Source organism: Marinomonas colpomeniae (assembly GCF_014803385.1).
Lineage (GTDB): Bacteria > Pseudomonadota > Gammaproteobacteria > Pseudomonadales > Marinomonadaceae > Marinomonas > Marinomonas colpomeniae.
On the sequence record NZ_JACYFC010000004.1, the window covers coordinates 344268 to 368188 of the forward strand.

Below are 23921 nucleotides of genomic sequence, written 5' to 3' on the forward strand. Positions count from 1 at the left end.
TCAAGATCAGAAGTAGCCCTGTTTTTTCTTCTCTTCCATTGAACCGGAAGAGTCATGGTCAATCATTCGGCCTTCACGTTCTGAACTTGTTGTCAAAAGCATTTCTTGAATGATCTCAGGCAACGTTGCCGCTTCAGATTCCACTGCACCTGTTAGAGGGTAACAACCCAAGGTACGGAAACGAACCGACTTCATTTCAGGTACTTCACCATTCAACGGCATACGCTCATCGTCAACCATAATCATAGTGCCATCACGTTCAACCACTGGGCGTTTCGCAGAAAAGTAAAGAGGCACAATTGGAATGCTTTCTAAGTAAATATATTGCCAAATATCCAATTCCGTCCAGTTAGACAATGGAAAAACACGAATGCTCTCGCCTTTGTTTACTTTACCGTTGTAGATATTCCAAAGCTCTGGACGCTGGTTTTTAGGGTCCCAACGATGTTGCTTATCACGGAAAGAATACACACGTTCTTTGGCACGAGACTTCTCTTCATCACGACGAGCACCACCAAATGCGGCATCAAAACCGTATTTGTCTAAGGCTTGCTTAAGGCCTTGTGTCTTCATCACATCTGTATGTTTAGAACTACCATGAGTGAATGGACCGATACCTTGGTCAATACCTTCTTGATTCTTATGCACGATAAGATCTAAACCTAACTTCGCCATCAATTCATCACGGAAAGTGATCATCTCTTTGAACTTCCACGTTGTATCAACGTGCATCAAAGGGAACGGTGGTTTGCCAGGGTAAAATGCCTTCATAGCAAGATGCAGCATGACCGCCGAATCTTTACCAATGGAATACAGCATTACCGGATTATCAAATTCAGCCGCAACTTCACGAATAATGTGAATACTTTCCGCTTCAAGCTGCTTTAAGTGAGTTAACCTTTCCTCAGTCATAAACCCTCATCTCTGTTGTAAGGAGTGTGTATTTTTCCACTATAACATGCCTTAAAGTTATAAAAACTCCACCACTTAGACTTTAATTGAATATTTATATTTAAAAAGATGCGCTCAATTACATCTCAAATGGTGAATTTAGTTTTTCCACTGTATTTCAGGTAATAAAAAAGGCTGAGAATCAGCCTTTTTAAAATGTGAGTTATTCTATTATCACTTACTATTCGTTGAGCTGTTGCTCCAACATAAGTTGGTTAATCTGTTTACGTAATCGGATAATTTCACCGTTCACTTGTGTTCTAAATGCATCACTTGAGTTTATCGCATCCTGCTGAGTCGCCAGTTGCTTTTCAATTTCAACAACATCGGCAGAGCTGACTGCCTCAGGTTTGTTTTCAAAGGCTGCAATTTTTTGATGTAGTGTCGTCAAGTCTTGCTGAATTTGAGACAAACTTAATGATTGAATATCATTATTTTTCTCGTATGCAGAAATTTTGGCTTCTGCTGTCTGCAGCTGAGTGGCTTGCTCTTCTTGAGTTGAAGACATTGTTTTTACTACGTCATCGATGGCCGCAACGGTAGGGATCAGCTTATTATATCCAGCCTCAACATCATTAAAAGCTTCGGCTTGAATTGCAACACGTTTAGATTGAGTTGATATTGTGTCACGCATCTCAGAATTTTTACGTTCCAGTGTTTCAATAGCGGCGCTATTATCAGCAATTGCCTTTCTATTTCTATCGTAAGCGATTGCCCAAAGCTTACGAATTTCACTGTCATGCGTTTTTAATGTTTCTTCTAAGGTTTGACCTTGCTGATTAGCAGAAACATCTGCCGCGATTAATTGATGGTCAAGGTTCTGTATTTCACCTTTTGCACCATAAAGCTCTTCACGAAGCTGAATGTTTTGTTGCCATAACCAATAACCCGCACTCGCAGAAACTGATAAAATCACTAGGAGTAAAAAGTAAACACCAACAAGACTGGTCTTTTTATGCACTAGATTCGGTGCGTGAGCAGGCTTTGTAGGAGAAGGTGTAGGCCGTTTTCTTGTTTCAGCTACATTAGGTCGTCTTTCACTGACTTCATCCTGATCCAGAGTCAGGCTTGGGATCTCAACATCATCGTCTCTATTCATGAAAATCTTATATATTCGCTATTAGTAAAAATTATGAACAATCCAGTCAGAACAAGTCTAAATAATATTATCTTAGATTGTTCAGTGTTACTATATAAGCACCATTAACTGCTTGATAACAAGTATTTTTCGTTAATTAAAAAGCAAGGAGAATTGAAATGTCTTTTGAATTACCAGCCCTTCCTTATGCCAAAGATGCTCTTGAGCCTCACATGTCTGTAGAAACGCTTGAGTACCATCACGGCAAGCACCACAACACCTACATTGTGAAGTTGAACGGATTGCTTCCTGGGTCTGAATTCGAAAACAAAACACTTGAAGAGATCATTACATCTGCTTCAGCTGGACCTGTTTTCAACAACGCAGCTCAAATCTGGAACCACACTTTCTTCTGGAATAGCCTAAGCCCTAATGGCGGCGGCGAGCCGACAGGCTCTCTAGCAGAAGCAATCAATGCGAAATGGGGTTCTTTTGCTCAGTTCCAAGAAGCATTCAACGACAAAGCAGTGAACAACTTCGGTTCTAGCTGGACTTGGTTGGTAAAAAATGCAGACGGCTCTCTTGAAATCGTCAACACAAGTAATGCAGCAACACCAATGACAAGTGGTCAAACTGCTGTTATTACTGTCGATCTTTGGGAACACGCTTACTACATTGATTACCGCAATGTTCGCCCTGACTACCTTAAAGGTTTCTGGGCATTAGCTAACTGGGAATTTGCGGCAGCAAACTTTTCAGCTTAAGACTTTTTAATCGTTTTATTTAAAACGTTAGTCAGTCCAGTCAAAAAAACGCGGCCTATGCCGCGTTTTTTTATGGTTACAAGCAAATCTATTCAGTTTTCATTTCATGCTGCACAAATAACTTTGCTTGAATAAACTCTGAGTGAGGCATAAACAACAGCTCACTAATTCTTCTAATACGATGGTCTTCATGTGCATCAATATTATTATCTGCTAACGCAACACGCCATAAGGCTTTTAATAACAACATTTTTTGTTCCAATGTCGCCGTCTCATTCACAACCTTAGTGAATTGATACAAATCATTTGCATCCTCCACTCCTGTACGAGCTTCTTGATAAAGAATATCAATGTCGTCTCCAAGCTCACTTACTTCTCGAAGAAAGGATTTAACTTGCGCTTCCTCTTGTTCATTAACCTCATGATCAGCGAGCATAACCTCCATCAACAGTGAAGCAACTGCTTTTTGATACGATATTTGTTCGCCCTGTTCAACAGGAAGTGTAAACAGGCTTTTTAAAGCTTTAAGCATTACTTCTCCAAAGTGTATTCACGTAGTGATTCAATCAGTATGTTAGGAAATTGACGATAATCTAAATAGGGGCTCCAAATATAAGGAAGGGATACATAAGCGAGATGCCTATCACCTAATACTTTCGCTAAAGCAGAGATGGGGAAAACATCACGAAATGTATTTCCAATGACATAAACTACACCTTCATAATCTTTTATTTGATCGATTGAAAAGACAATTCCTACTTCATTTAACAGGTTATTATTACGAAATTCACGCCAATTAGAATAAGTAGGTACAACCAATTTAGCTATTATCGTAAAAATTTTACGCCAGTGATTGCCGTTAAGGTCTATTAAAGCAGCTACATCATATGTCGCCACAGTGAGTTCATCGTTCACGCCGGGTAAAATAGGCCGATTAGGCAAAAGAAAAACACACCGAGCCTTCTCAATTGAAGCGCCAAGCCATAACTCCTTCATTCTGTCTCCTTCTCTATTATAACCAAGAGTACATTGTACCTTGGCTATTTTCAGCTATCTAATAGGTAAAAACTGTGAAATTAAAAGCACACCCAAAAGACAACCCTATCAACCAATAACCAATCCGACTTAATAAGCTAATTAAAATATATTCCACCACAACATTAGTATTATCTAATTATATAAATTAGAATATACTTATATATCTGTATGAGGTTTTCATGGACACTATATTTAACCCGCTTATTGGCGGTCTATTAATTGGCTTGGCAACTACTATTTACCTATTAAGTCTTGGCAAAGTAATTGGTATAAGCGGTATTTTATCGCAGCTTTTGTTTAAGAAAGGACGCTTGTTACCTTTTTTATTTATCGCAGGTCTCATTATTGGAGGCAGTGCTTATGGTGTACTTACTGAGCAAACGGTTGCATTTCCTGAAAGTAGAAGTCCATGGCTATTGATTATCTCAGGCCTGCTAGTAGGTTATGGCACCAGACTTGGCGGTGGTTGTACCAGTGGGCATGGTGTTTGTGGTATCTCAAGATTATCACCACGATCATTAGTTGCTACTGCTGTTTTCATGGTCGTAGCAATCATCACCGTATCCATCACAAATTAGGAAAAGAATAATTATGTATGCTGTTATTACACTGATTTCTGGTTTGTTGTTTGGTTTAGGTTTGGCTTTTTCAGAGATGACAAACCCATCTGTTGTTATTGGATTTTTAGATATTTTTGGAGATTGGAACCCTTCTCTACTCGTTGTTATGGCCAGCGCCATTTCAGTTGGAATGATAGGCTATTCTGTCCAAAGAAAACGTACTACTCCTCTATTTTCAGGAAAATGGCAAATCCCAACATTACAACAAATTGATTCAAAATTGATTATTGGCTCATCACTTTTTGGTATTGGCTGGGGGTTAAGTGGTTACTGCCCAGGGCCTGGATTAACCGCTTTAGTAAACAATCCAAGCGAAGGGGTTTATTTTGTTGCCGCCTTGATCGCTGGCAGTGGACTGCATTATTTTCAGGCTTATATAACGAATAAATAACGTTTCAATAAACTTCAGATAAAAGAGACTCATCGCAGTCTCTTTTTTTATTAAAAAAACCTAAAAAAACACTTGACGTCAGATCGCTCTGGTTTTAAATTGCGCCCGCGTCATTGCTGAACATAATCCGCACCGCTTCAACTGCTGCGCTAGTCGCTTAAGGTCATTAAAAAACCGGATAAGTAACAGCCATAAGTAGGACGGGAGAAGCTAAAGGCGTTTACTTAAAATCGGTTTATGTTTTGTACAATGAGGATCTATCTATGACTATTGACGTCAACGCTTTCTACACACCTGAGCGCTTCGCTCGCTTCAAAGCTTTTGCTGCAACAAAAGAAACACCTTTTGTGGTTATTGACACAGAGATCGTGAATGAAGCCTATACAGAAATCACTAAAGGCTTTCCTATTGCCGATATTTTTTATGCAATCAAAGCCAACCCAGCACCAGAAATTCTAACGCTGTTACGTGATCGAGGTTCAAACTTCGACGTAGCATCACGTTATGAGCTGGATAAGCTATTTGCCATTGGTGATGTATCTCCAGATCGCATTAGCTATGGCAACACAATCAAAAAAGCAAACGATGTTCGCTACTTCTATGAGAAAGGCGTGCGTATGTTTGCTACAGATTCTGAAGCAGACCTTCGCAACATAGCTAAAGCAGCACCAGGCTCGCACATCTATGTTCGCATACTAACAGAAGGTACAGCGACTGCTGACTGGCCTCTTTCACGTAAATTCGGTTGCCGCCCTGATATGGCAATGGACTTACTTGTCTTGGCAAAAGAGCTTGGACTTACTCCTTACGGTGTTTCTTTTCATGTTGGTTCACAGCAACGTGATATTGGAGCTTGGGATGCGGCTATTGCAAGTGTAAAGGTAATTTTTGAGCGCCTTAAAGAAGAAGAAGGCATTACACTGCAAATGATCAATATGGGCGGCGGTTTTCCAGCTAATTATATTACCCGTACTAATGAGCTATCTACCTATGCAGAAGAGATTACACGCTTCTTAGAAGAGGATTTTGGTACAGAATTACCACGTATTATTCTTGAACCTGGTCGTTCGCTAATATCTAATGCTGGTGTGTTAGTCAGTGAAGTTGTTTTAATTTCTCGTAAATCAAATACAGCACTTAATCGATGGGTATTTACAGATGTGGGTAAATTCTCTGGCTTAATTGAAACCTTAGATGAATCTATCAAGTACCCAATTTATGTAGATAAGAAAGGCGAATTAGAAGAAGTCATCATCGCTGGCCCAACCTGTGACAGTGCGGATATCATGTACGAAAACTACAAATACGGGTTACCACTTAATTTAGCGATAGGTGACCGCATGTACTGGCTTTCTACAGGTGCGTACACTACCACTTACAGTGCAATTGAATTCAACGGCTTTCCCCCGTTAGCTTCTTATTACTTGTAAGATTCTTTTACTCGTATTTAATACCACTAAGCCTCACAGCCCAAGCTCTGAGGCTTTTTTATGGGTTGGAAAGAATGATGTTCTAAGTAATAATAAAAGCCAATATAAAAGGAAGCCCCATGTCTTACATTTTAAGTGAACTCTCGATCTACCCTATTAAATCTGTCAAAGGGATTCCGCTAAAAAGTAGTCAGGTTGACCACGCTGGTCTTTGGGGTGATCGCCGCTATATGCTAGTAAAACCCGATGGTAGTTTTATCACAGGCCGAGAGCACCCAACACTTACTTTAATTAATGCAACCTTGATTGAAGAAAGTAAATGGCAACTATCTCACCCTGACATGGCCAATCAAATCACTATCAACCCAAGTAACTTCTCCGATAATCACCAAGAAGTTATGATTTGGGACGACAGACTTGAAGCTCAACTGGCTAAAGAAGACATTAATGCCTGGTTTGGCCAACTATTAAAACAACCAATCAATCTTGCTCACTTCACAAATCAATCAAAGCGTTACACCAGTCGTCGACCTGAATCACCAGTCGCTTTTGCTGATGGTTACCCTTTCTTACTGACTACAGAGTCATCACTGGCAGAACTAAATCGGACCTGCCCAGAAACGAACGTTATGGCTCAATTCCGCCCTAACCTTGTTGTTCAAGGCAATAATGCGTTTGAAGAAGATAATTGGAAACGGATTAAAATTGGTGAAGTTGAATTTGAGAACGTTAAACCTTGTGAGCGTTGTATTTTCATTACGATAAAACCAGATACAGCAGAAAGAATGAAAAAAGGTGAGCCATTAAAGACGCTGGGGAAATTCCGTTTATTAGGAAAAGAAGGTATTACGTTTGGCATTAATTTGATTGCCCTTAATACTGGTGTAATCAACCTTGATGACAAGGTAGAAGTACTTGAATACCAAGAGTCTTATTCATATTTAGACCGTCGCTAAAAAATCATTCTAACTATCTAATAAAACAAAAAAGGAAGCCGATTGGCTTCCTTTTTTTGGGATATTTTAAGATCGATATAAAGCTAGAATCTTAAGCGTCTAATTTAGACAGATATTCGTCATATGTGCCGTGGAAATCGACAATACCGTCACTTGTCACTTCCATAATACGAGTAGCAAGAGACGATACAAACTCACGGTCATGAGAAACAAAAATCAAAGTTCCTGGATAATTTTCAAGCGCCAGATTCAAAGACTCTATCGATTCCATATCCATGTGATTTGTTGGCTCATCCATCACAAGCACATTCGGTTTTTGTAACATCATTTTACCGAACAACATGCGACCTTGCTCACCACCAGACAACACTTTAACAGATTTTTTGATGTCATTTTGAGAGAACAATAAGCGCCCTAGTGTGCCACGAATAATCTGCTCATCGTCGCCTTCTTGACCCCATTGGGACATCCACTCGATCAAATCTACGTCTTTCTCAAAATCATGAGCATGATCCTGAGCGTAGTAACCAATCTGCGCATTTTCAGACCATTTCACAGTGCCTTTGGTTAATTCTGTGTCACCAACTAAACATTTAAGCAATGTTGTTTTACCGATACCATTTGGACCGATAACCGCAATACGCTCACCCACTTCAACCATCATGTTCAATTTATTGAACAATTCAACATCATAAGATTTTGCAAGGTTTTCAACTTGTACAGCAAGACGATGTAATTTCTTTTCTTGCTCAAAGCGAATAAACGGATTCTGACGACTAGAAGGTTTAACGTCTTCTAATTGAATCTTATCAATTTGTTTCGCACGAGATGTTGCTTGCTTGGATTTTGATGCATTAGCAGAGAAACGGCTTACAAAAGATTTAAGTTCGTTAATTTGAGCTTTTTTCTTAGCATTATCAGAAAGCAAACGTTCGCGGGCTTGAGTTGATGCCATCATGTATTCATCATAATTACCAGAGAACAAACGCAATTCACCGTAATCCAAATCTGCCATATTAGTACAAACAGAATTAAGAAAATGACGGTCATGGGAAATGATGATCATAGTACAGTTACGTTCAACTAGAACACCTTCCAACCAACGGATAGTATTAATATCCAAGTTATTTGTTGGCTCATCCAGTAATAGAATTTCAGGATCAGAAAATAAAGCTTGGGCCAACAAAACTCGAAGTTTTAGGCCAGGAGCCACTTCACTCATCAGACCGTAGTGTTGATCGCTAGAAATACCAACACCTAACAACAACTCTCCAGCACGTGACTCAGCGGTATAACCATCCATTTCAGCGAACTCACCTTCTAAATCACCGGCACGTAAACCATCAGCTTCGGTCATCTCTGGGTTCGCGTAAATCGCATCTTTTTCTGCTTTTATTGCCCACAACTCTGTGTGACCCATAATAACAGTATCAAGAACAGAAAATTCTTCGTAAGCAAATTGATCCTGCTTCAATTTACCAAGACGTTCATTTGGATCTTTAGAAACGTTACCTGAGCTAGGCTCTAGGTCTCCGCCAAGGATTTTCATGAATGTAGACTTACCACATCCATTAGCACCAATAAGGCCGTAGCGCTTACCTTCACCAAATTTAACAGAAACGTTTTCAAAAAGAGGTTTGGCACCAAATTGCATGGTGATATTAGCCGTTGTTAACAAAGCATTCTTCCGTTTATCGTATGTAAGTTTTAGCCCTTATTAAAGAACCATGATTATGTGAGTCATTATCGCACAGATCCGTCTATTTTTTTAAGAGACAAAACGCTTATTTTGATAGGTAAAACATTTCTTTTTAAAAGTAAACGAAAGCACTCTGTTACACAGTATGTAATCAGGGTTACCAGAGAATACAAAAAAGGCCTATTGTTTCGAAAAAATTAAAGCTAAAACTAAACAATACAGCTCGACTATCAAGAAAAACACTTTGTAGCCGATGGTATAATAATACTCATATTGACGGAGGCGAAAATGAAAACCGTCTTAGTAAAAGATTCCCAATACAACCTGTCACCTTCACATTTAAAAGAAGGCTCTATATTTGGCGCGCTATCTGATGCATCAATATACTATTTATTAGAAAATGGAATTTTATATGACGCAGCAACAGGAGATGAAGTTTTTGCTTATGGGAATAAAGGCGGGAGCTTTTATGCTGTATTGCATGGAAACTTAGACTTTTATAAACATCATGAAAATAAAGAAACACATACTCGAACCGTTTCTTTTGGTGAGGCTATTGGCTTTGTCTCCATGATCGCATTGCATGAGCGTGTGGGCAGCCTTTACTCCTTAGAGAATAGTTTATTACTGGAAATATCTTCTGAATTATTTAGTGATTTTCATGACGACTTTCCGTTCGATTTTGGCATTTTATTGATGAATTTATCAAGAGATATGGCTCGTACTATACGTGTGCTTAGCAATGTACTGGTAGAAAACAACATAAGCGTTAAGAAAATATTATAGTCGTTCATAACCTATTCTTTACAAGAAAAGATAAGCATAAAAGAGATAAGCTGACGCATCAGCCTATCTCTATAAAACTATTTCTCTGCTGCGACGACAGACACTTCAACTAATAGCTCAGCTCTGGCCATGCGTGCTTCAACACACGCACGAGCAGGAGCAAAACCTTCAGGCACCCAAGCATCCCAAACAGCATTCATTGCTGAGAAGTCTTTCATATCTCGAATGTAAATCGTTGCTGATAATATGTGCTCTTTATCCGAACCTGCCTGCTCTAATAGCGTCTTTACTTTTTCGAGCATCGTTTCAGTCTGTTCGGTAATGCCTGTATTAGCATCCGCTCCAACTTGACCACAAAGATAAATAGTACCATTGTGTTTTACGATACGACTCATGCGAGAGCCTCCTTCTATACGTTCAATTGTCGCCATACAAACCTCTATATAATAAATAAAAATAATAACGATATTCTATCGGAAATTTTATTTCACAAGTAAAAGCTCAAAACCGCTAACGCTTAAAATTCGAGCCCTTTTTGCGCTTTAACCCCACGTTTAAAAGCATGTTTAACTTCTTTAATATCACTCACTGTATCAGCAAGTTCTACCAAGGCATCAGAAGCGCCACGACCTGTTACGACAAGATGTTGGTTATCAGGGCGACCCATTAACGCTTGTAGTACAATATCTTCATTCAAATATTCGTAATGCAATAAATACGTTAATTCATCAAGCACAACCAAATCAATACTAGGGTCTGACAACATAGCACTTGCCTTTTCCCATGCTTGTTGTGAAGAGGCAATATCAGATTCTCGATTTTGAGTTTCCCAAGTGAAACCCGCAGGCATAATTTCCCATTGGACACCATTTTGTTTTTTAAAAAAATCGATTTCGCCCGTATTCCATTCACCTTTTAAAAACTGAACAACACCCACTTTCATGCCATGGCCTAACGCTCTAGCCACCATACCCAGTGCAGAACTAGACTTACCTTTGCCATTACCCGTCAGCAATACAAAAGTGCCTTTATCTTCTTGTGCATTGGCGATGCGTTTATCTACATGCAACTTAATTGCCTGCATGCGCTTCTTATGTTGTTCTGGGTCTGTAATGGTTTTTGCCATGGGTTCAGTTCACCTTTTTAGACTATGAGATGATTTAATGTTAAATACGGTCGTCTTCTGGATCATATCCAAGGTTTGGAGCCAACCAACGTTCAGCGTCGTCTTTACTCATTCCTTTACGCTCAGCGTAACTATCGACTTGATCAGGGCCGACTTTACCAACACCAAAATACGTTGCATCTGGATGAGCAAAATACCAACCACTTACTGCAGCCGTTGGCAGCATGGCATAACTTTCCGTCATTTCCATTCCAGTATTCTTGGTTACGTCTAGTAAATCCCACAGTTTGGATTTTTCAGTGTGATCAGGACAAGCAGGATAACCTGGTGCCGGGCGAAGCCCTTGGTATTTTTCTTTAATCAATTCAGCATTAGTAAGGTCTTCATTAGCAGCATAACCCCAAATATCTTTACGAACACGTTCGTGTAAATATTCTGCAGTAGCCTCTGCAAGGCGATCAGCAACGGCCTTAATCATAATGGAATTATAATCGTCATGATCGGCTTCGTATTTCGCTACTAAAGGATCAATACCAAAACCAGCGGCGCAAGCAAACGCTCCAATATAATCAGGAATAGCGTCTTCTTTTGGCGCAATAAAATCAGCCAAACTATGATTGTATTTACCCGGTGCGGTTAATTCATTCTGAATACGTAAGAAAGACAATCGCTCAATGACTTCTTCACGAGAATCATCTGCGTAAATTTCAATGTCATCGTGATTGACTTGGTTTGCTGGAAATACACCAACAACAGCTCGAGCAGTTAGCTCACCTTTCGTGATAACTTCTTCTAACATCACGAGCGCGTCTTCAAAAACCCGCGTTGCTTCAACACCCACCACTTTATCCGTTAGGATGCGTGGGTATGCGCCTGCCAATTCCCATGTTTGGAAAAATGGTGTCCAATCGATGTACTCTTTCACAACGGCGAAGTCGATATCTTTTTCAGTGAGCACAGTCACACCAAGTTTCTTTGGCGTCACAATATTATCTTTAAAATTCATCGGCGCTTTATTTAATCGTGCTTTTTCAAGAGACACCCGTCGACCTGCTTTTGTGCGATCTTTATAACGGATTCGAGTCTTTTCATAATCCGCTTTAATCTCATCAACAAATTTCTGACGACGCTCTGTGTCTTTGCTTAGCAATGCACTGGCAACGCCAACACTACGGGATGCATTGGTCACATGAACCACTTGATTACGTTTATAGTTTTGCTCAATCTTCACAGCGGTATGCGCTTTAGACGTTGTTGCTCCGCCAATCATCACTGGTAATTCAAAACCTTGGCGTTCCATTTCTTTAGCTACGTGAACCATTTCATCAAGCGATGGCGTAATTAAGCCTGACAAACCAATCATGTCTGCATTCACTTCTTTTGCCGTACGAAGGATTTTTTCGGCTGATACCATAACGCCCAAATCGACAACTTCAAAGTTATTACATTGAAGTACAACACCAACGATATTTTTGCCGATATCGTGAACATCACCCTTCACTGTCGCCATGACAATTTTGCCATTACTTGATGAACCTGTGTCCATGTTTCGCGCTTTCTCTTCTTCGATATACGGCATCAAAAAAGCGACGGCTTTTTTCATCACTCGAGCGGATTTAACCACTTGAGGTAAGAACATTTTACCAGCACCAAACAAATCACCAACAATACCCATTCCATCCATCAAAGGCCCTTCGATCACTTCCAAAGGTCGATTAAAAGACAAACGTGCTTCTTCGGTATCTTCATCGATGAAATCAGTAATACCTTTAACGAGCGCATGACTTAATCGCTCTGTTACAGGTAAATTACGCCATTCTTGAGTTTCTTTCTCAGCGACTTCACCTGTGCCAGCGAATTCACCGGCCATAGCCAATAGATTGTCTGTTGCATCGGGTGTGCGATTCAATACAGCGTCTTCCACTGCGTCTCGTAGTTTGGTTGGAATATCTTCATACAGAGCCAACTGCCCTGCATTAACGATACCCATTGTCATGCCTTGTTTGATGGCGTGATAAAGGAAGACCGTATGAATCGCTTCACGAACGGGATTATTACCGCGAAACGAGAAAGAGACATTCGATACACCGCCAGAAATCTTAGCGTAAGGAAGCTCACGAGTAATATCACCAGTGGCTTCTATAAAGTCCAACGCATAACGATTGTGTTCTTCAATACCGGTCGCAATTGCAAAGATATTCGGGTCGAAGATAATGTCTTCTGGTGGGAAGCCAACTTCGTCTACTAAAATATGATAAGAGCGACGGCATATTTCGATTTTACGTGCGCGAGTATCTGCCTGCCCTTCGCTATCAAAAGCCATCACTATAACCGCTGCGCCGTACTTCATCAGCTTACGTGCTTGTTCTTTGAAGTTCTCCTCGCCTTCTTTCATGCTTATGGAGTTCACAACGCCTTTACCTTGAACCCATTTTAAACCTGCTTCTAAAATTTCCCACTTAGAAGAGTCCAACATAATAGGAACACGAGAAATGTCAGGTTCCGACGCGATCAATTTTAAAAAGCGCTCCATTGCAGCCTGAGAGTCCAACATGCCTTCATCCATGTTGATATCGATAATCTGTGCGCCATTTTCTACTTGTTGGCGAGCCACGCTCAAGGCAGAGTCAAAGTCACCTTCTTTAATAAGGCGTTTAAACATGGCTGAACCAGTCACGTTAGTACGCTCGCCTACATTCACAAACAAACTATTGCCATCAATATTAAAGGGCTCAAGACCAGATAACCGACATGCTTTTTCTATTTCAGGAATGACGCGTGGTTTCACATCAGCAAAGGCGGTTGCAAAGGCTTTAATATGCTCTGGTGAAGTACCACAACAACCACCAATGATGTTTAAGAAACCGGAATCACCCCACTCTTGAATTTCTTCAAGCATTTCTTCAGGTGTCTCATCGTACTCACCAAACGCGTTTGGTAAGCCTGCATTTGGGTGAGAAGAAACATGAACATCAGCAATACGAGATAATTCATCTAAATACTGGCGTAACTCTTTAGGGCCTAACGCACAGTTTAAGCCAACAGAAATAGGTTTAGCGTGGGAAATGGAATTCCAAAAGGCTTCCGTAGTCTGACCAGATAAAGTACGACCAGATGCATCAGTAATCGTACCGGAAACCATGATTGGGTAACGGACACCTGTTTTTTCGAAATAGTCTAATACGGCATAAATTGCGGCTTTGGCATTCAAGGTATCAAAAATGGTTTCGATAAGAATAAGGTCTACGCCACCTTTAACCAAGCCATCAACAGCTATTGTATAGGCTTCAACCAACTCATCAAAATGTACATTACGAAAGCCAGGATCATTTACGTCGGGTGAAATAGTACAAGTACGACTGGTTGGGCCAACCGCACCCGCAACAAAACGAGGTTTATTTGGGTTTTGCTTAGTGAATTCATCTGCCGCTTCACGAGCAAGTCGAGCGGACTCAAAATTTAGTTCGTAGCTAAGCGCTTCCATGTGATAATCAAGCATGGATATGTAGTTAGCATTGAAGGTGTTCGTTTCGATGATATCCGCACCAGCTTCAAGATAGCTTGTGTGGATAGTTTTGATTATTTGAGGCTGAGTCAAAGACAACAAGTCATTGTTGCCTTTTAGATCGCTTTCCCAATCGACAAAGCGCTCACCACGGTAATCTTGCTCTTCTAACTTATACGCTTGAATCATGGTGCCCATAGCGCCATCAAGGATCAATACATTTTCAGCTAAACGTTTTTCAATAATAGAATACGAACCAGACTTTACCACGACCACTACCTCAAGAAAGAATATGCAAGAGTACTATACCGAAAAGCAATTAATTTCGCGTTGAAAAAAAGTAATGTAGAGTTGAATGATTCGAGGGAAGAATAGAAAGCAGGTCAGTGAAAATATGTGATCTGCCTTCTATTCCTATAACGCCAAATTTAGCATTGAAAGATTAAAGCGTATTTTTTGATTTATTCAAACGGCCGATAAAGAAGCCACCCAACAAACCAAGTAAAATAGCTATTCCCCAATACCCGTATTTTTCAAACAGATTCGTATTAATCAGAGATACATTCTGGCCATCTCGATAGACTTGTCTCATTATATTTTGACCTTCAATGTTAATTTGTTGACTAACAAAAAGGTTAAGTTGTGCATTTGTGTTTTCATTCAAACCTGATACACGCCAGCGCCATTGTAAACGACCATTTTGAACGACGGCATTCACAATACTGTCACTAATCATCTTAGTATCACTGTCTGTTACTAATTCCGCTGAAAACGTTTGTCCCGCAAACGAAGGCTGTACATCCGCTGAAACAAGAATTTCAAAAGTGTCATAAAGAGCACTCTCACTTGGTAAAAGCCATTCAACATTTTGTAGCGTTACTAACATTTGAGATCGCAATGCGTCCATTGCGGCTCCAATTGAAATACCGTCATTTTCTTGTAGATCTAGATTTTTTTGAGCGTTATCAAGCGCTAAAGAAAGCTCCCCAAGTTTATTTTCACTTGCTATTAATTCCACCCTTACAGCATTCAGCTGAGAGGCTAAAGTTTCATTCTGCTGTTGAGCTTGGGCAAGTTGATTATCAAGGTCTTTCCAACGAGCCTCAGATGACTCACTTTTAACAAGTACGCGTTTTAATTTTAGCGCATTCTCTTGTTCTCTTATTTTGAAAGCATCATTAATTCTTTTCTGATCTGCAATTTCAGCTCTGGCATCAGATAATTGCTCTGCCAGTACAAGGCTCTCTTTTTTCAATGCGATTAATTGCTGATAGTTTGCAGTGTTGTCTACTTCGAGGTTGGCATATTTTTCTTGCAACTTGGTATTCTTAGTAAGCAAAGCATAATAATTTTCTTGCAAACCATCTTGAGACGTCGGTGTGTTTTGCAAGCTTACAATTTGTTCTTTTAATGACGTGTTTTCATTCACTAATTGATTAATTCGACGAGTTAGAAGCTCGTTATCTAGATTTAACGCGGCATTTTGAGACTCTAGATCTTCTCTGGACTGCTTTTGTTTTTCCAACTCGGCTAAATCTCGAGCATCAGACACCGATGTTTGCAAAGCAGAAATCAGAGCATCCTTTTCATCAAGTGATTGGTTCAAAGACGAGATTTTGATGTCATTTGTAGCCAATTGTTGATTGAGCGAGTGAATCATTGTATTTTTTGACGCGATATTATCTAGAAGCCTAGCATTATCATTACTCAGCTTTTTAGTATCTAAAACAGATATATCAGTTTGCTCTTTTTCAGAGCTCTCTATTAGATCTGCAATCTCTGTTTTTTCCAAAGCGCTTATGGTTCCTGCATCACTGCTAGAAGAAGTGTTGGAAGAAGTACTACAGGCAGAAACCATTAACCCTAATAGAATTGGGGTGAATATTCTTTTACGTGCTTTCATTTTCACTCCTTAATACCTGAATTCAAGTCAAAAGGTCGACAATAAGTTACTTCTTTTATGACAGATTCGGGTAAGGAATGCAAAGAACGAGTCAATATAAGGCTTTAAATGGGATTCACGCCACGAGAATTAACAGGACAGGCATTATAAAACACGACATTCAGAATCTGTACAATGCTTCAAGGAGTTGATTCAAAAGTCTCTTTTATTATATTTGAAGAAAAAATATTGCAGAAAAGGGTTTAAACGCTGAATTGGAGGCACACTGATTCATACTGAGGCAAATCACTATGATAATGAATGGATTTTCATTGAGTTTTTATAGCTGGTTAGGCGGATAGTTGAAGGCTTTGCCTTTTAGGTTTTCTCTGTCGTTGGTTTTTCTCACAATAATGATCTATTGAATGCTCTTGCCCAACTAAACTGCCTGTTCTTTTCTCAAATTCAGTTGCGATACACAACCAATTTTCGGTTGAGATGTTTAGACGCTTAAGAATAGGGAGTAATGAGGCATCTATTGACCCTCGTTTATCTTTTCGTATGATTCGACCTGTCATATCGATCAATTCAAGGTAGTCAGTTAATTTGAAAGGTAAGCCTTTCGGCATGCCTTTTCTTGGATTACCAATAAAAGGATATAGTGTTTTTGGTTGGTGTTTTCTTTTAGCAGAAGTAATGCGTTTTTTCACACTGGTAAAATCTGATTCTTCAGGTGTTTTACTCATGCTCGCTCGAAGTGGGTTTAAATCAACATAGGCCATACAAGCCATTAACGCGGCTTCATCTAATAATGCTTGGGATTTAAAACGTCCCTCCCAGAAATGGCCAGTGCAGTTGTCTTCAAAATTCGCTCTTCGGGCAATCGGCTCATTTAACTCTTTCATAAACCAACTGATGTCCATCAGCCGTTGTCGGTAGGTTTCTGCAATCGTTTCGGCTAGCACTACAGCGTAATTTGGTAAGTTCTCCCCTCTCACATATCGTTGAGTGAACATTGTTCCTTTGTGTAATGTATGCCAGCGCTGTAATACTTCTAATGTTGACCATGATTTCGCCTTTTCAGCGTCTACACGCAAAACAACATGAAGGTGATTGCTCATCACGGCATAAGCACAAATATCTATGGAAAAGGCAGACGCTAAAAAGAGCAATCTGGTCTCTATCCAGCCACGACGATGTTCATAACTGTTTACTGTAATAGGATCATCACCGCATAGAAAAGCTCGTCGCACACAACGAGCCACACAATGATAATAAGGGGTATCTTCTAAACTGACTTGCTCTTTCCTTGACCTTGGCATATTCAACCTCTCTTCCTTGAGAAAGTATACTGTAATTATATACAGTGTATTTGAATGTAGTCAAGAAAAAGCTGGAAGCCTTGAAAACACTGGGTTCTTAACATGCCTGTCCCAGTAAAATCTCTGACTTAGAATTGATTAACTGACTAGGTTTTTCAAAAAAACTCGTAACCTATTGAAAACACTAGGTTCTTAGGGTGCCTGTCCCAGTAAGCTAGTGCAATTCTTGTGTGGCGAGGGTGATGTTCCCCACCACGTCACCGCTTTCATTAACGTAATCGCCGTTTTCGTTTTGTGTGACAGCGGTTGCTCCGTCGTTACCTGCGCCTAAAGAAAGCGTCTCGCCGCTGCTGAGTTCCGCCCCTTCAAGGGTGATGTTTTCACCGCTTTGTACACTGACGTTACCATTGGCCACCAAGCCACTGCCCACCGCGGTTTGGGTCACAGAGCCAGAGCTTTTGGCTTTGACTTTAAAAGTGCCTTTTTTCTGCGATTGATAGCTTTGGGAGGTTTGATCGACAGCGGATATTTAACAATAGAGGATGGTTTTCGATATGAGTCTAAATGCATAGACTTAGAATTGACTAACTGACTAGGTTTTTCAAAAAAACTCGTAACCCATTGAAAACAATAGATTCTTAGGGTGCCTGTCCCAGTAAGCTACGAGCTTGATGGCAGAATAACTACGGCTTGACGGCACGGGAGTGTCCATATATGTCCCAGTAAACTTGCCCCTTAATAGTATCTGGACGTCTGGACGGGACAAAGCTCTTCCTGTACCGATTAATCTAGGACTAAATTAGTTAAACTATAACCTTTAGATACAAACACTTCATTTATATCACTATCCAGAAAAATCCAATGATTCCAGTTTTGAATGAGCCATTCAACGGATACATTCTTGCCATTGAATGTAGACTCGATAGGCAGAACAACAGCAATCTTTCCTGACTTAATACCTGTTGTACATATAAGCCCCATTCCTCTATTTTTATCTAAATTATCAAAAAGCATCATTTCAACTCTGTCTTCATATGGATATGTTGCCTTGCATGATAAAATATCACCAAGTTGAAGAGAGTCGGATTTTATATCTGAAATTTTTTTCCAAATCATTTTTATTTAACCTTCAAATCATGACTACCACTACTATCATACTTATTTTTATTCTGTTCCGTTAAATCTAAATTAACTTCCTCTATATGCTTACCTGTTTTAGCGTTGACCTTTTCAAAAGTTGCATGCTGAGTATCTAATGCGTAAAGGAACCCATCTTCTCCTACATACACGTCTCTTTGATTTAATTTTGTTAATTTATTACTTTTAGTTAGGCCAAGTTCTGTTTGTAACTCATTCACTGTAGTTTTAATTTCTGCAACCCTTTCTCCCACAGGTAAATTCACCAGGCTACGTTTAAAATCATCAGAGTCAAACTCCTTACTATAAACCGCCCCTAGCCCTAAATCATCTGCTATCTGATAACCACCTCCGACGACCGTTTCTGTCGAAACACCTGTCTCGCTTGCAGGTTGATAGCCTCCACTCGTAATATCTATTTGAATTTCAGAGCCGTCCGCTCCTGGTAAAATATAAACACCCTCTTTGTCTGGGATAGGTTGAGCAAGGATATTATCTTCTAAATTAACTTCATGTATCTCTTTTCCACCAATGGCTGGAACATCAGCTTGAGAAACTTTGTAGAGCGCATATATTGTTGTGATTTTCATCACGTCAGTCATTTCTTCATATTCAGGTGAGTTTTTAAGCCTCTCTATTTGATCTTCTAGTACTGCTCCAGCTGCTGCCGCTCCTAACAACGGCGCGACTCTAGGTAATACAATTTCTGCTGCCTGAACAAAGAGAGAAGCAGCGTAATTATTCTCCACCGCTGTCTCACTCGCCACCCCAGCCGCCACCGCATCATTCATATCCCCTGTCGTCGCGCCAATCGCGGCTGAGGTCAGGCTTAAAATTGAACCAAGCGTTTCTTGTTGGCTTAGGCTAAGTTTGCTGCCATCTTCTTCCCCATACAGCCATTGAGATAAAAGCGGGGCCACCGCTTCTGATGCGCCAGCAGCGACACCTGCTGTTAATGCGTCATTACCACCCGCAGAAGCAACGGCAGCAGCCAATATGCCATGCGCCAATACATGAGCTGCTTCTTCTCCACCGCTCAATTGGCCACCATTGCTCGCAGCCTGACTCTTAAAGTATTGACCAATCGCATACGATGCGGCTGGTGAAGCGGCCGCAGCCACTTGCCCTGCCACACCGTTTGTTGGCGTGGTGATGGCAACACTGACGGTATTCAGTAATAAATTGTAGTTTTGTAAAGTCTGAACTTCCTCACTATATTGCTCTGATGTTATTTCACCATTTGCTAATTTCTCATCTAGAGTGTCTGTTTTAGAAACGATAAATTCACCAAGCAGGTTTTTGGCTTGTGTCGCCATTTGGTCAACACTTTTCGCCGCGGCTTGCTCTGCATTAACAAGTGCTTCCACGTCTGCTTGATTGAAGTTATTGTTTAATGCACCACTATTCAGTTCCGCTGTTTCTGTGGTGGTGTCTGTGGTTACATTGGCAATGGCTTGGTCAGCCGTTTCTCCTGTGAGTACTTGCTGTGCCGTGCCATCTGTAATGGTGATGTTGGCCGTGTTGATGCCACTGCTCGTGGTAGAGGTTTGGTTAAAGGCGGTATCACCACTCCCCATGGAGTTGGATATGCCATAACCTCCTGTGTCTGTTTCATTGGCAGATACATCCACACCAAAGCTATCACCGCTAAAGCTTGCGTGGTTTTCAAGGTCGCTCTGAGTCAGAGTCCCTGTGCTAAAGCTATTATTCCCTTCTGTTTCTGCGACATCGGTTGAGACAATTAACCCACCCTCTAGATTGGTGTTGCCTGTCACATTAATTTGGTAACCACCATCACCAGCGAGAATGCCACTTTGCTGGTTAACACTGGCGTAGCTAGACTCTGTATTAGTCTCGCTGTAGCTGAGTGATACATTATTGGAATCACTGTCGCTAGAACCACCTATATTAAGCCCAACACTTTGGCTTTGACTCTCACTTTCTGCCGTATCTTGTAAACTGGTGATGCTTAATTGATCCGTTGTGATATCAACACTATCACCGTAAATGTTACCGCCTTCCAATGTTAAAGAGTCACTGTTGCTGACAATACTACCGCCACTTAAACTTGAGTTTGTATAGGAAGTACTGTCGCTGCTGCTGTCGCTTGAACTGGTATTGACACCGCCACTACCAGACACAGAAGGGCCACCACTGTAACTGACACTAACGTTCGCGCTTTGGGTATCGCTGCTGGTTGTTGTCGAGTAAGTATTGGTACCGGCAAGTATTTCAATGTTATCGGCATTCACTTCCAATGTTTCACCTGCCGCAACAGCCGAGCCTTCAACTGTCAGGTTGTTACCACTGTTGATAGAAGCGCTATTGCCAACGCTAATACTGGAGCCATTCCAAACGCCTTCTGTAAACGATTGAGAGGTCGTAGTTGTCGAGGTACTGACACCAGCCGTCGCGGTAAAACCATAGGTGGCGGAGTTGGTAACAGCGGCTATTGTTGCACTCGTAACCGCTATTTGAGCGTATTTCTCTTTGTCTTCGGCAGACTCTATTTGATACTTATAAAACTCTAAGTCACTTTTTGGTAATGTCCCTGCGGCGACTTTTGCTTTCGCTTCGTCATACGCATCTTCGGCATCATTTACTGCGTCTTTGGCGTCTTTTAACGCTTGAACTGTCAACAGCACATCTACATAGGCGTTTTTCACCCCTACTGTAAGTGTTTCTGTTTTGGTTATGCTGTCTGTTGTGGTGTTCGATGTGTCTTCACGCCCACCGATTAGGATGTTTTCTGCGTCAATATTAACGTCATTTTCTACCGTAATGTCACTGGCAATAATGGCAACATTTTCTTGTGCATTGATGGTTAAATTACCCACATCCAAGCTGGAACCAGACCAAGTATTCGAGGTGTTAGTGGTGGTTTCCGTTTGATCGGTGGTCGTAAGGCTCACTAAAGTCGCTTCGCCAGTTTCCGAAGAGAACGAAGCGCCGTCTGCCGATACGCTCGATGTGGTGTGCGATTCGCTTTCTACACTGGTTTCTTGTGCTGCATCGATCACGACGTTTTGTGCGTTGATGGTGGCGCTATCGGCCACGTAAACGTTTGATCCGATAATCGACACGTCGTTGCTGGCGTCTATGGTTAAGTCATTGGATTGTAGGTTAGACGCTTGTTGGGTGGTGTATTCGCTGCGAACAGATTCAGATTCTCCAACGGCAATATCACCATGAACCACACCGAGTGTGAGTGTGGAAGCCAAGACCGAAAAGCCTTTTACCATGTCTTTTAAGATGCCTCGAAAACCAGAAGACGATTCACTGTAGGAGGTGTTGGTTAAGGCTTGGGTGGTGATGTTAATATCGCCCACCTCTTCCCCATCGGCATTGATGTAATCGCCCGCCGAGTTTTGTGTAACGGCTTCGGCATCGTTACCGCCAGCGGCCAAAGACAGTATTTCACTGCTGCTGAGTGTCGCGCCTTCTAGGGTGATGTTGTCATCCGCCGTCACACTAACGTTGCCACCCGTGCTAACAAGGGAACTTTCCACCGCGGTTTGTGCCACCGAACCTGAACTGTTGGCTTTGACTTTAAAGGTGCCTTCTTTCTCAGATTGGTAACTTTCAGAGACCTGATCGACAGCGGATATTTAACGATAAGAGGATGATTTTCGATAGGAGTCTAAATGCAGAGACTTAGAATTGATTAAATGACTAATTTCTCAAAGAACTCGTAACCTATTGAAAACACTAGATTCTTCGGGTGCCTGTCCCAGTAAGCTCCTCTCAAAGAACTCGTAACCTATTGAAAACACTGGGTTCTTAGGGTGCCTGTCCCAGTAAGCTTTGCCAGCGCTGTAATACTTCTAACGTTGACCATGATTTCGCCTTTTCAGCGTCTACATGCAAAACAACATGAAGGTGATTGCTCATCACGGCATAAGCACAAATATCTATGGAAAAGGCAGACGCTAAAAAGAGTAATCTGGTCTCTATCCAGCCACGACGATGTTCATAACTGTTTCCAGTAATAGGATCATCACCGCATAGAAAAGCTCGTCGCAAACAACGAGCCACGCAATGATAATAAGAGGTATCTTCTAAACTGACTTGCTCTTTCCTTGACCTTGGCATATTCAATCTCTCTTCCTTGAGAAAATATACTGTAATTATATACAGTATATTTGAATATGGTCAAGAAAACGCTAGAGGCTTTGTAAATGCTGGGTTCTTAGGGTGCCTGTCCTAGTAAGCTGTGGCATAAGCACAAATATCGATAGAAAAGACGGAGGCTAAAAAGAGTAATCTGGTCTCTATCCAGCCACGACGATGTTCATAGCTGTTTCCTGTAACAGGATCATCACCGCACAAAAAAGCCCGTCGCACACAACGAGCCACACAATGGTAATAAGGGGTGTCTTGTAAACTGACTTGTTCTTTCCTTGACCTTGGCATATTCAATCTCTCTTCCTTGAGAAAATATACTGTGATTATATACAGTGTATTTAAATATGGTCAAGAAAAAGCTAGAGGCTTTGTAAATACTGAGTTCTTAGGGTGCCTGTCCTAGTAAGCTTTTGATCTACATTATTTTCAATACTAAAAAGATCATTTACCGTATATTCTGGTACAGAACTTTCTGCGACACCAACAAACAACCCTGCACTAACATCTCCCATCAAAATTCTTCCAAGCGTTGGCTGCGCTTTAAATACAGAACTAGCTCCACTTGCCGCTCCAGATACACCAGCTTGCAGAAAATCAATTTCACCTAGATCAATATTATCAAAATTAAATTTCAGACCATTAGACTTAGCTTCATCAACTACTAAACCTGTAGTTTGACCTAAAAGATTAGAAACTGAACCGCTCACAAAAACATTAAAATTAGTAGATTTATTTGTCATTAAAGCAATAGCAGCGCCAGTAAATGGGTGTTACCTCTGCACCATTACTCTAAACGTTTAAAAACAAATCCCCAGCTCGGTTGTTCAATAGCTTCCTTGCCCATTACCTTTATATCTAAATACGTTAAATATTCATCATCCAAACCAGAAATAAATTCTGCTTCTGCGTCTTCATACAATTCTACCTCATCTTCACTAGGGTCTGATTCAAAGACTACATGGAGTGAAATAGTTTTAGTTTCCTCACTATAAGAAAGCCCAATAGATCGAACCAAAACAGATATAACACCAATTAAATGTGTTACCCACGCCATCTTAACCCGATCATATAGTTGTAAATTTCGTTCTATAGATTTTTGATCTCGCATATT

Annotated in this window: 22 protein-coding genes and 1 pseudogene; 6 read left to right on the top strand and 17 right to left on the bottom strand. The window is 40.8% G+C overall.

From position 1 onward, the window contains the following. Positions 1-6 precede the first annotated feature (6 nt). Both cysD and IF202_RS13695 read right to left on the bottom strand, forming a co-directional pair. A complete protein-coding gene (gene cysD, locus IF202_RS13690) occupies positions 7-912 on the bottom strand; it encodes a sulfate adenylyltransferase subunit CysD (protein WP_191595465.1) in 906 nt (301 codons plus the stop codon). Between the two features lie 220 nt (positions 913-1132). Next, positions 1133-2050 (bottom strand): hypothetical protein, encoded by a 918-nt coding sequence (locus IF202_RS13695; protein WP_191595466.1) that lies wholly within the window; start codon positions 2048-2050, stop codon positions 1133-1135. A 158-nt stretch (positions 2051-2208) separates the two neighbouring features. Between IF202_RS13695 and IF202_RS13700 the strand changes: the two genes are divergently transcribed. Next, a complete protein-coding gene (locus tag IF202_RS13700) occupies positions 2209-2793 on the top strand; it encodes a superoxide dismutase (protein ID WP_191595467.1) in 585 nt (194 codons plus the stop codon). Positions 2794-2881: 88 nt separating this feature from the next. Here IF202_RS13700 and IF202_RS13705 read toward each other — a convergent pair whose 3' ends face one another. Beyond that, positions 2882-3325 (bottom strand): tellurite resistance TerB family protein, encoded by a 444-nt coding sequence (locus tag IF202_RS13705; RefSeq protein WP_191595468.1) that lies wholly within the window; start codon positions 3323-3325, stop codon positions 2882-2884. Next, positions 3325-3789: a DUF6942 family protein gene (locus IF202_RS13710; protein WP_191595469.1), complete on the bottom strand. Its 465-nt coding sequence runs from the start codon at positions 3787-3789 to the stop codon at positions 3325-3327. Before IF202_RS13710 ends, IF202_RS13705 begins: the two co-directional genes overlap by 1 nt. Before the next feature lie 221 nt (positions 3790-4010). Between IF202_RS13710 and IF202_RS13715 the strand changes: the two genes are divergently transcribed. From IF202_RS13715 to IF202_RS13730, 4 genes are all read left to right on the top strand, one after another. Further along, positions 4011-4409, top strand: coding sequence for a YeeE/YedE family protein (locus tag IF202_RS13715; protein WP_191595470.1), 399 nt, complete (start codon positions 4011-4013; stop codon positions 4407-4409). Positions 4410-4422: 13 nt separating this feature from the next. Beyond that, a complete protein-coding gene (locus IF202_RS13720; RefSeq protein ID WP_191595471.1) occupies positions 4423-4842 on the top strand; it encodes a DUF6691 family protein in 420 nt (139 codons plus the stop codon). Between the two features lie 263 nt (positions 4843-5105). Further along, on the top strand, positions 5106-6272 hold the full coding sequence (locus IF202_RS13725; protein ID WP_191595472.1) for a type III PLP-dependent enzyme: 1167 nt from the start codon (positions 5106-5108) through the stop codon (positions 6270-6272). A 119-nt stretch (positions 6273-6391) separates the two neighbouring features. Next, a complete protein-coding gene (locus IF202_RS13730; protein WP_191595473.1) occupies positions 6392-7228 on the top strand; it encodes an MOSC domain-containing protein in 837 nt (278 codons plus the stop codon). A 91-nt stretch (positions 7229-7319) separates the two neighbouring features. Here the strand turns inward: IF202_RS13730 and IF202_RS13735 are convergent, their stop codons facing one another. After that, positions 7320-8906: an ABC-F family ATPase gene (locus IF202_RS13735; protein WP_191595474.1), complete on the bottom strand. Its 1587-nt coding sequence runs from the start codon at positions 8904-8906 to the stop codon at positions 7320-7322. A gap of 309 nt (positions 8907-9215) precedes the next feature. On the opposite strand from IF202_RS13735, the gene IF202_RS13740 reads away from it, so the two are divergent. Continuing rightward, entirely contained in the window at positions 9216-9713 is a 498-nt protein-coding gene (locus tag IF202_RS13740; RefSeq protein ID WP_191595475.1) for a cyclic nucleotide-binding domain-containing protein, read from the top strand. Positions 9714-9790: 77 nt separating this feature from the next. On the opposite strand, the gene IF202_RS13745 is transcribed toward IF202_RS13740, so the two are convergent. The 12 genes and pseudogenes from IF202_RS13745 to IF202_RS13800 form a co-directional block, all read right to left on the bottom strand. Then, a complete protein-coding gene (locus tag IF202_RS13745) occupies positions 9791-10144 on the bottom strand; it encodes a RidA family protein (RefSeq protein ID WP_191595476.1) in 354 nt (117 codons plus the stop codon). An 86-nt stretch (positions 10145-10230) separates the two neighbouring features. Then, a complete protein-coding gene (gene cobO, locus IF202_RS13750; RefSeq protein ID WP_191595477.1) occupies positions 10231-10839 on the bottom strand; it encodes a cob(I)yrinic acid a,c-diamide adenosyltransferase in 609 nt (202 codons plus the stop codon). Between the two features lie 40 nt (positions 10840-10879). Next, entirely contained in the window at positions 10880-14614 is a 3735-nt protein-coding gene (gene metH, locus IF202_RS13755) for a methionine synthase (RefSeq protein ID WP_191595478.1), read from the bottom strand. A gap of 172 nt (positions 14615-14786) precedes the next feature. Continuing rightward, positions 14787-16247 carry a coiled-coil domain-containing protein gene (locus tag IF202_RS13760; protein WP_191595479.1) on the bottom strand — a complete coding sequence of 487 codons (1461 nt, stop codon included), beginning with the start codon at positions 16245-16247 and terminating at the stop codon, positions 14787-14789. Positions 16248-16576: 329 nt separating this feature from the next. Next, entirely contained in the window at positions 16577-17548 is a 972-nt protein-coding gene (locus IF202_RS13765; RefSeq protein WP_191595480.1) for a transposase, read from the bottom strand. Positions 17549-17762: 214 nt separating this feature from the next. After that, on the bottom strand, positions 17763-18077 hold the full coding sequence (locus IF202_RS13770; RefSeq protein ID WP_407943815.1) for a hemagglutinin repeat-containing protein: 315 nt from the start codon (positions 18075-18077) through the stop codon (positions 17763-17765). Between the two features lie 254 nt (positions 18078-18331). Next, the gene (gene imm45, locus IF202_RS13775; protein ID WP_191595482.1) at positions 18332-18664 is read right to left on the bottom strand and encodes an Imm45 family immunity protein; all 333 of its coding nucleotides are present in this window, start codon (positions 18662-18664) and stop codon (positions 18332-18334) included. Between the two features lie 2 nt (positions 18665-18666). Continuing rightward, positions 18667-22194, bottom strand: a complete 3528-nt coding sequence (locus IF202_RS13780) for a hemagglutinin repeat-containing protein (protein WP_191595483.1) — start codon at positions 22192-22194, stop codon at positions 18667-18669. A 289-nt stretch (positions 22195-22483) separates the two neighbouring features. Beyond that, a pseudogene (locus IF202_RS13785) lies at positions 22484-22777 on the bottom strand (transposase); the annotation flags it as partial. 111 nt (positions 22778-22888) lie between these two features. Further along, positions 22889-23098, bottom strand: coding sequence for a Type I secretion system protein TolC (locus IF202_RS13790; RefSeq protein WP_206705491.1), 210 nt, complete (start codon positions 23096-23098; stop codon positions 22889-22891). Positions 23099-23169: 71 nt separating this feature from the next. Continuing rightward, the gene (locus tag IF202_RS13795) at positions 23170-23550 is read right to left on the bottom strand and encodes a hypothetical protein (RefSeq protein WP_191595484.1); all 381 of its coding nucleotides are present in this window, start codon (positions 23548-23550) and stop codon (positions 23170-23172) included. A gap of 44 nt (positions 23551-23594) precedes the next feature. Continuing rightward, entirely contained in the window at positions 23595-23918 is a 324-nt protein-coding gene (locus tag IF202_RS13800; RefSeq protein WP_191595485.1) for a hypothetical protein, read from the bottom strand. Between the last annotated feature and the right edge of the window lie 3 nt (positions 23919-23921).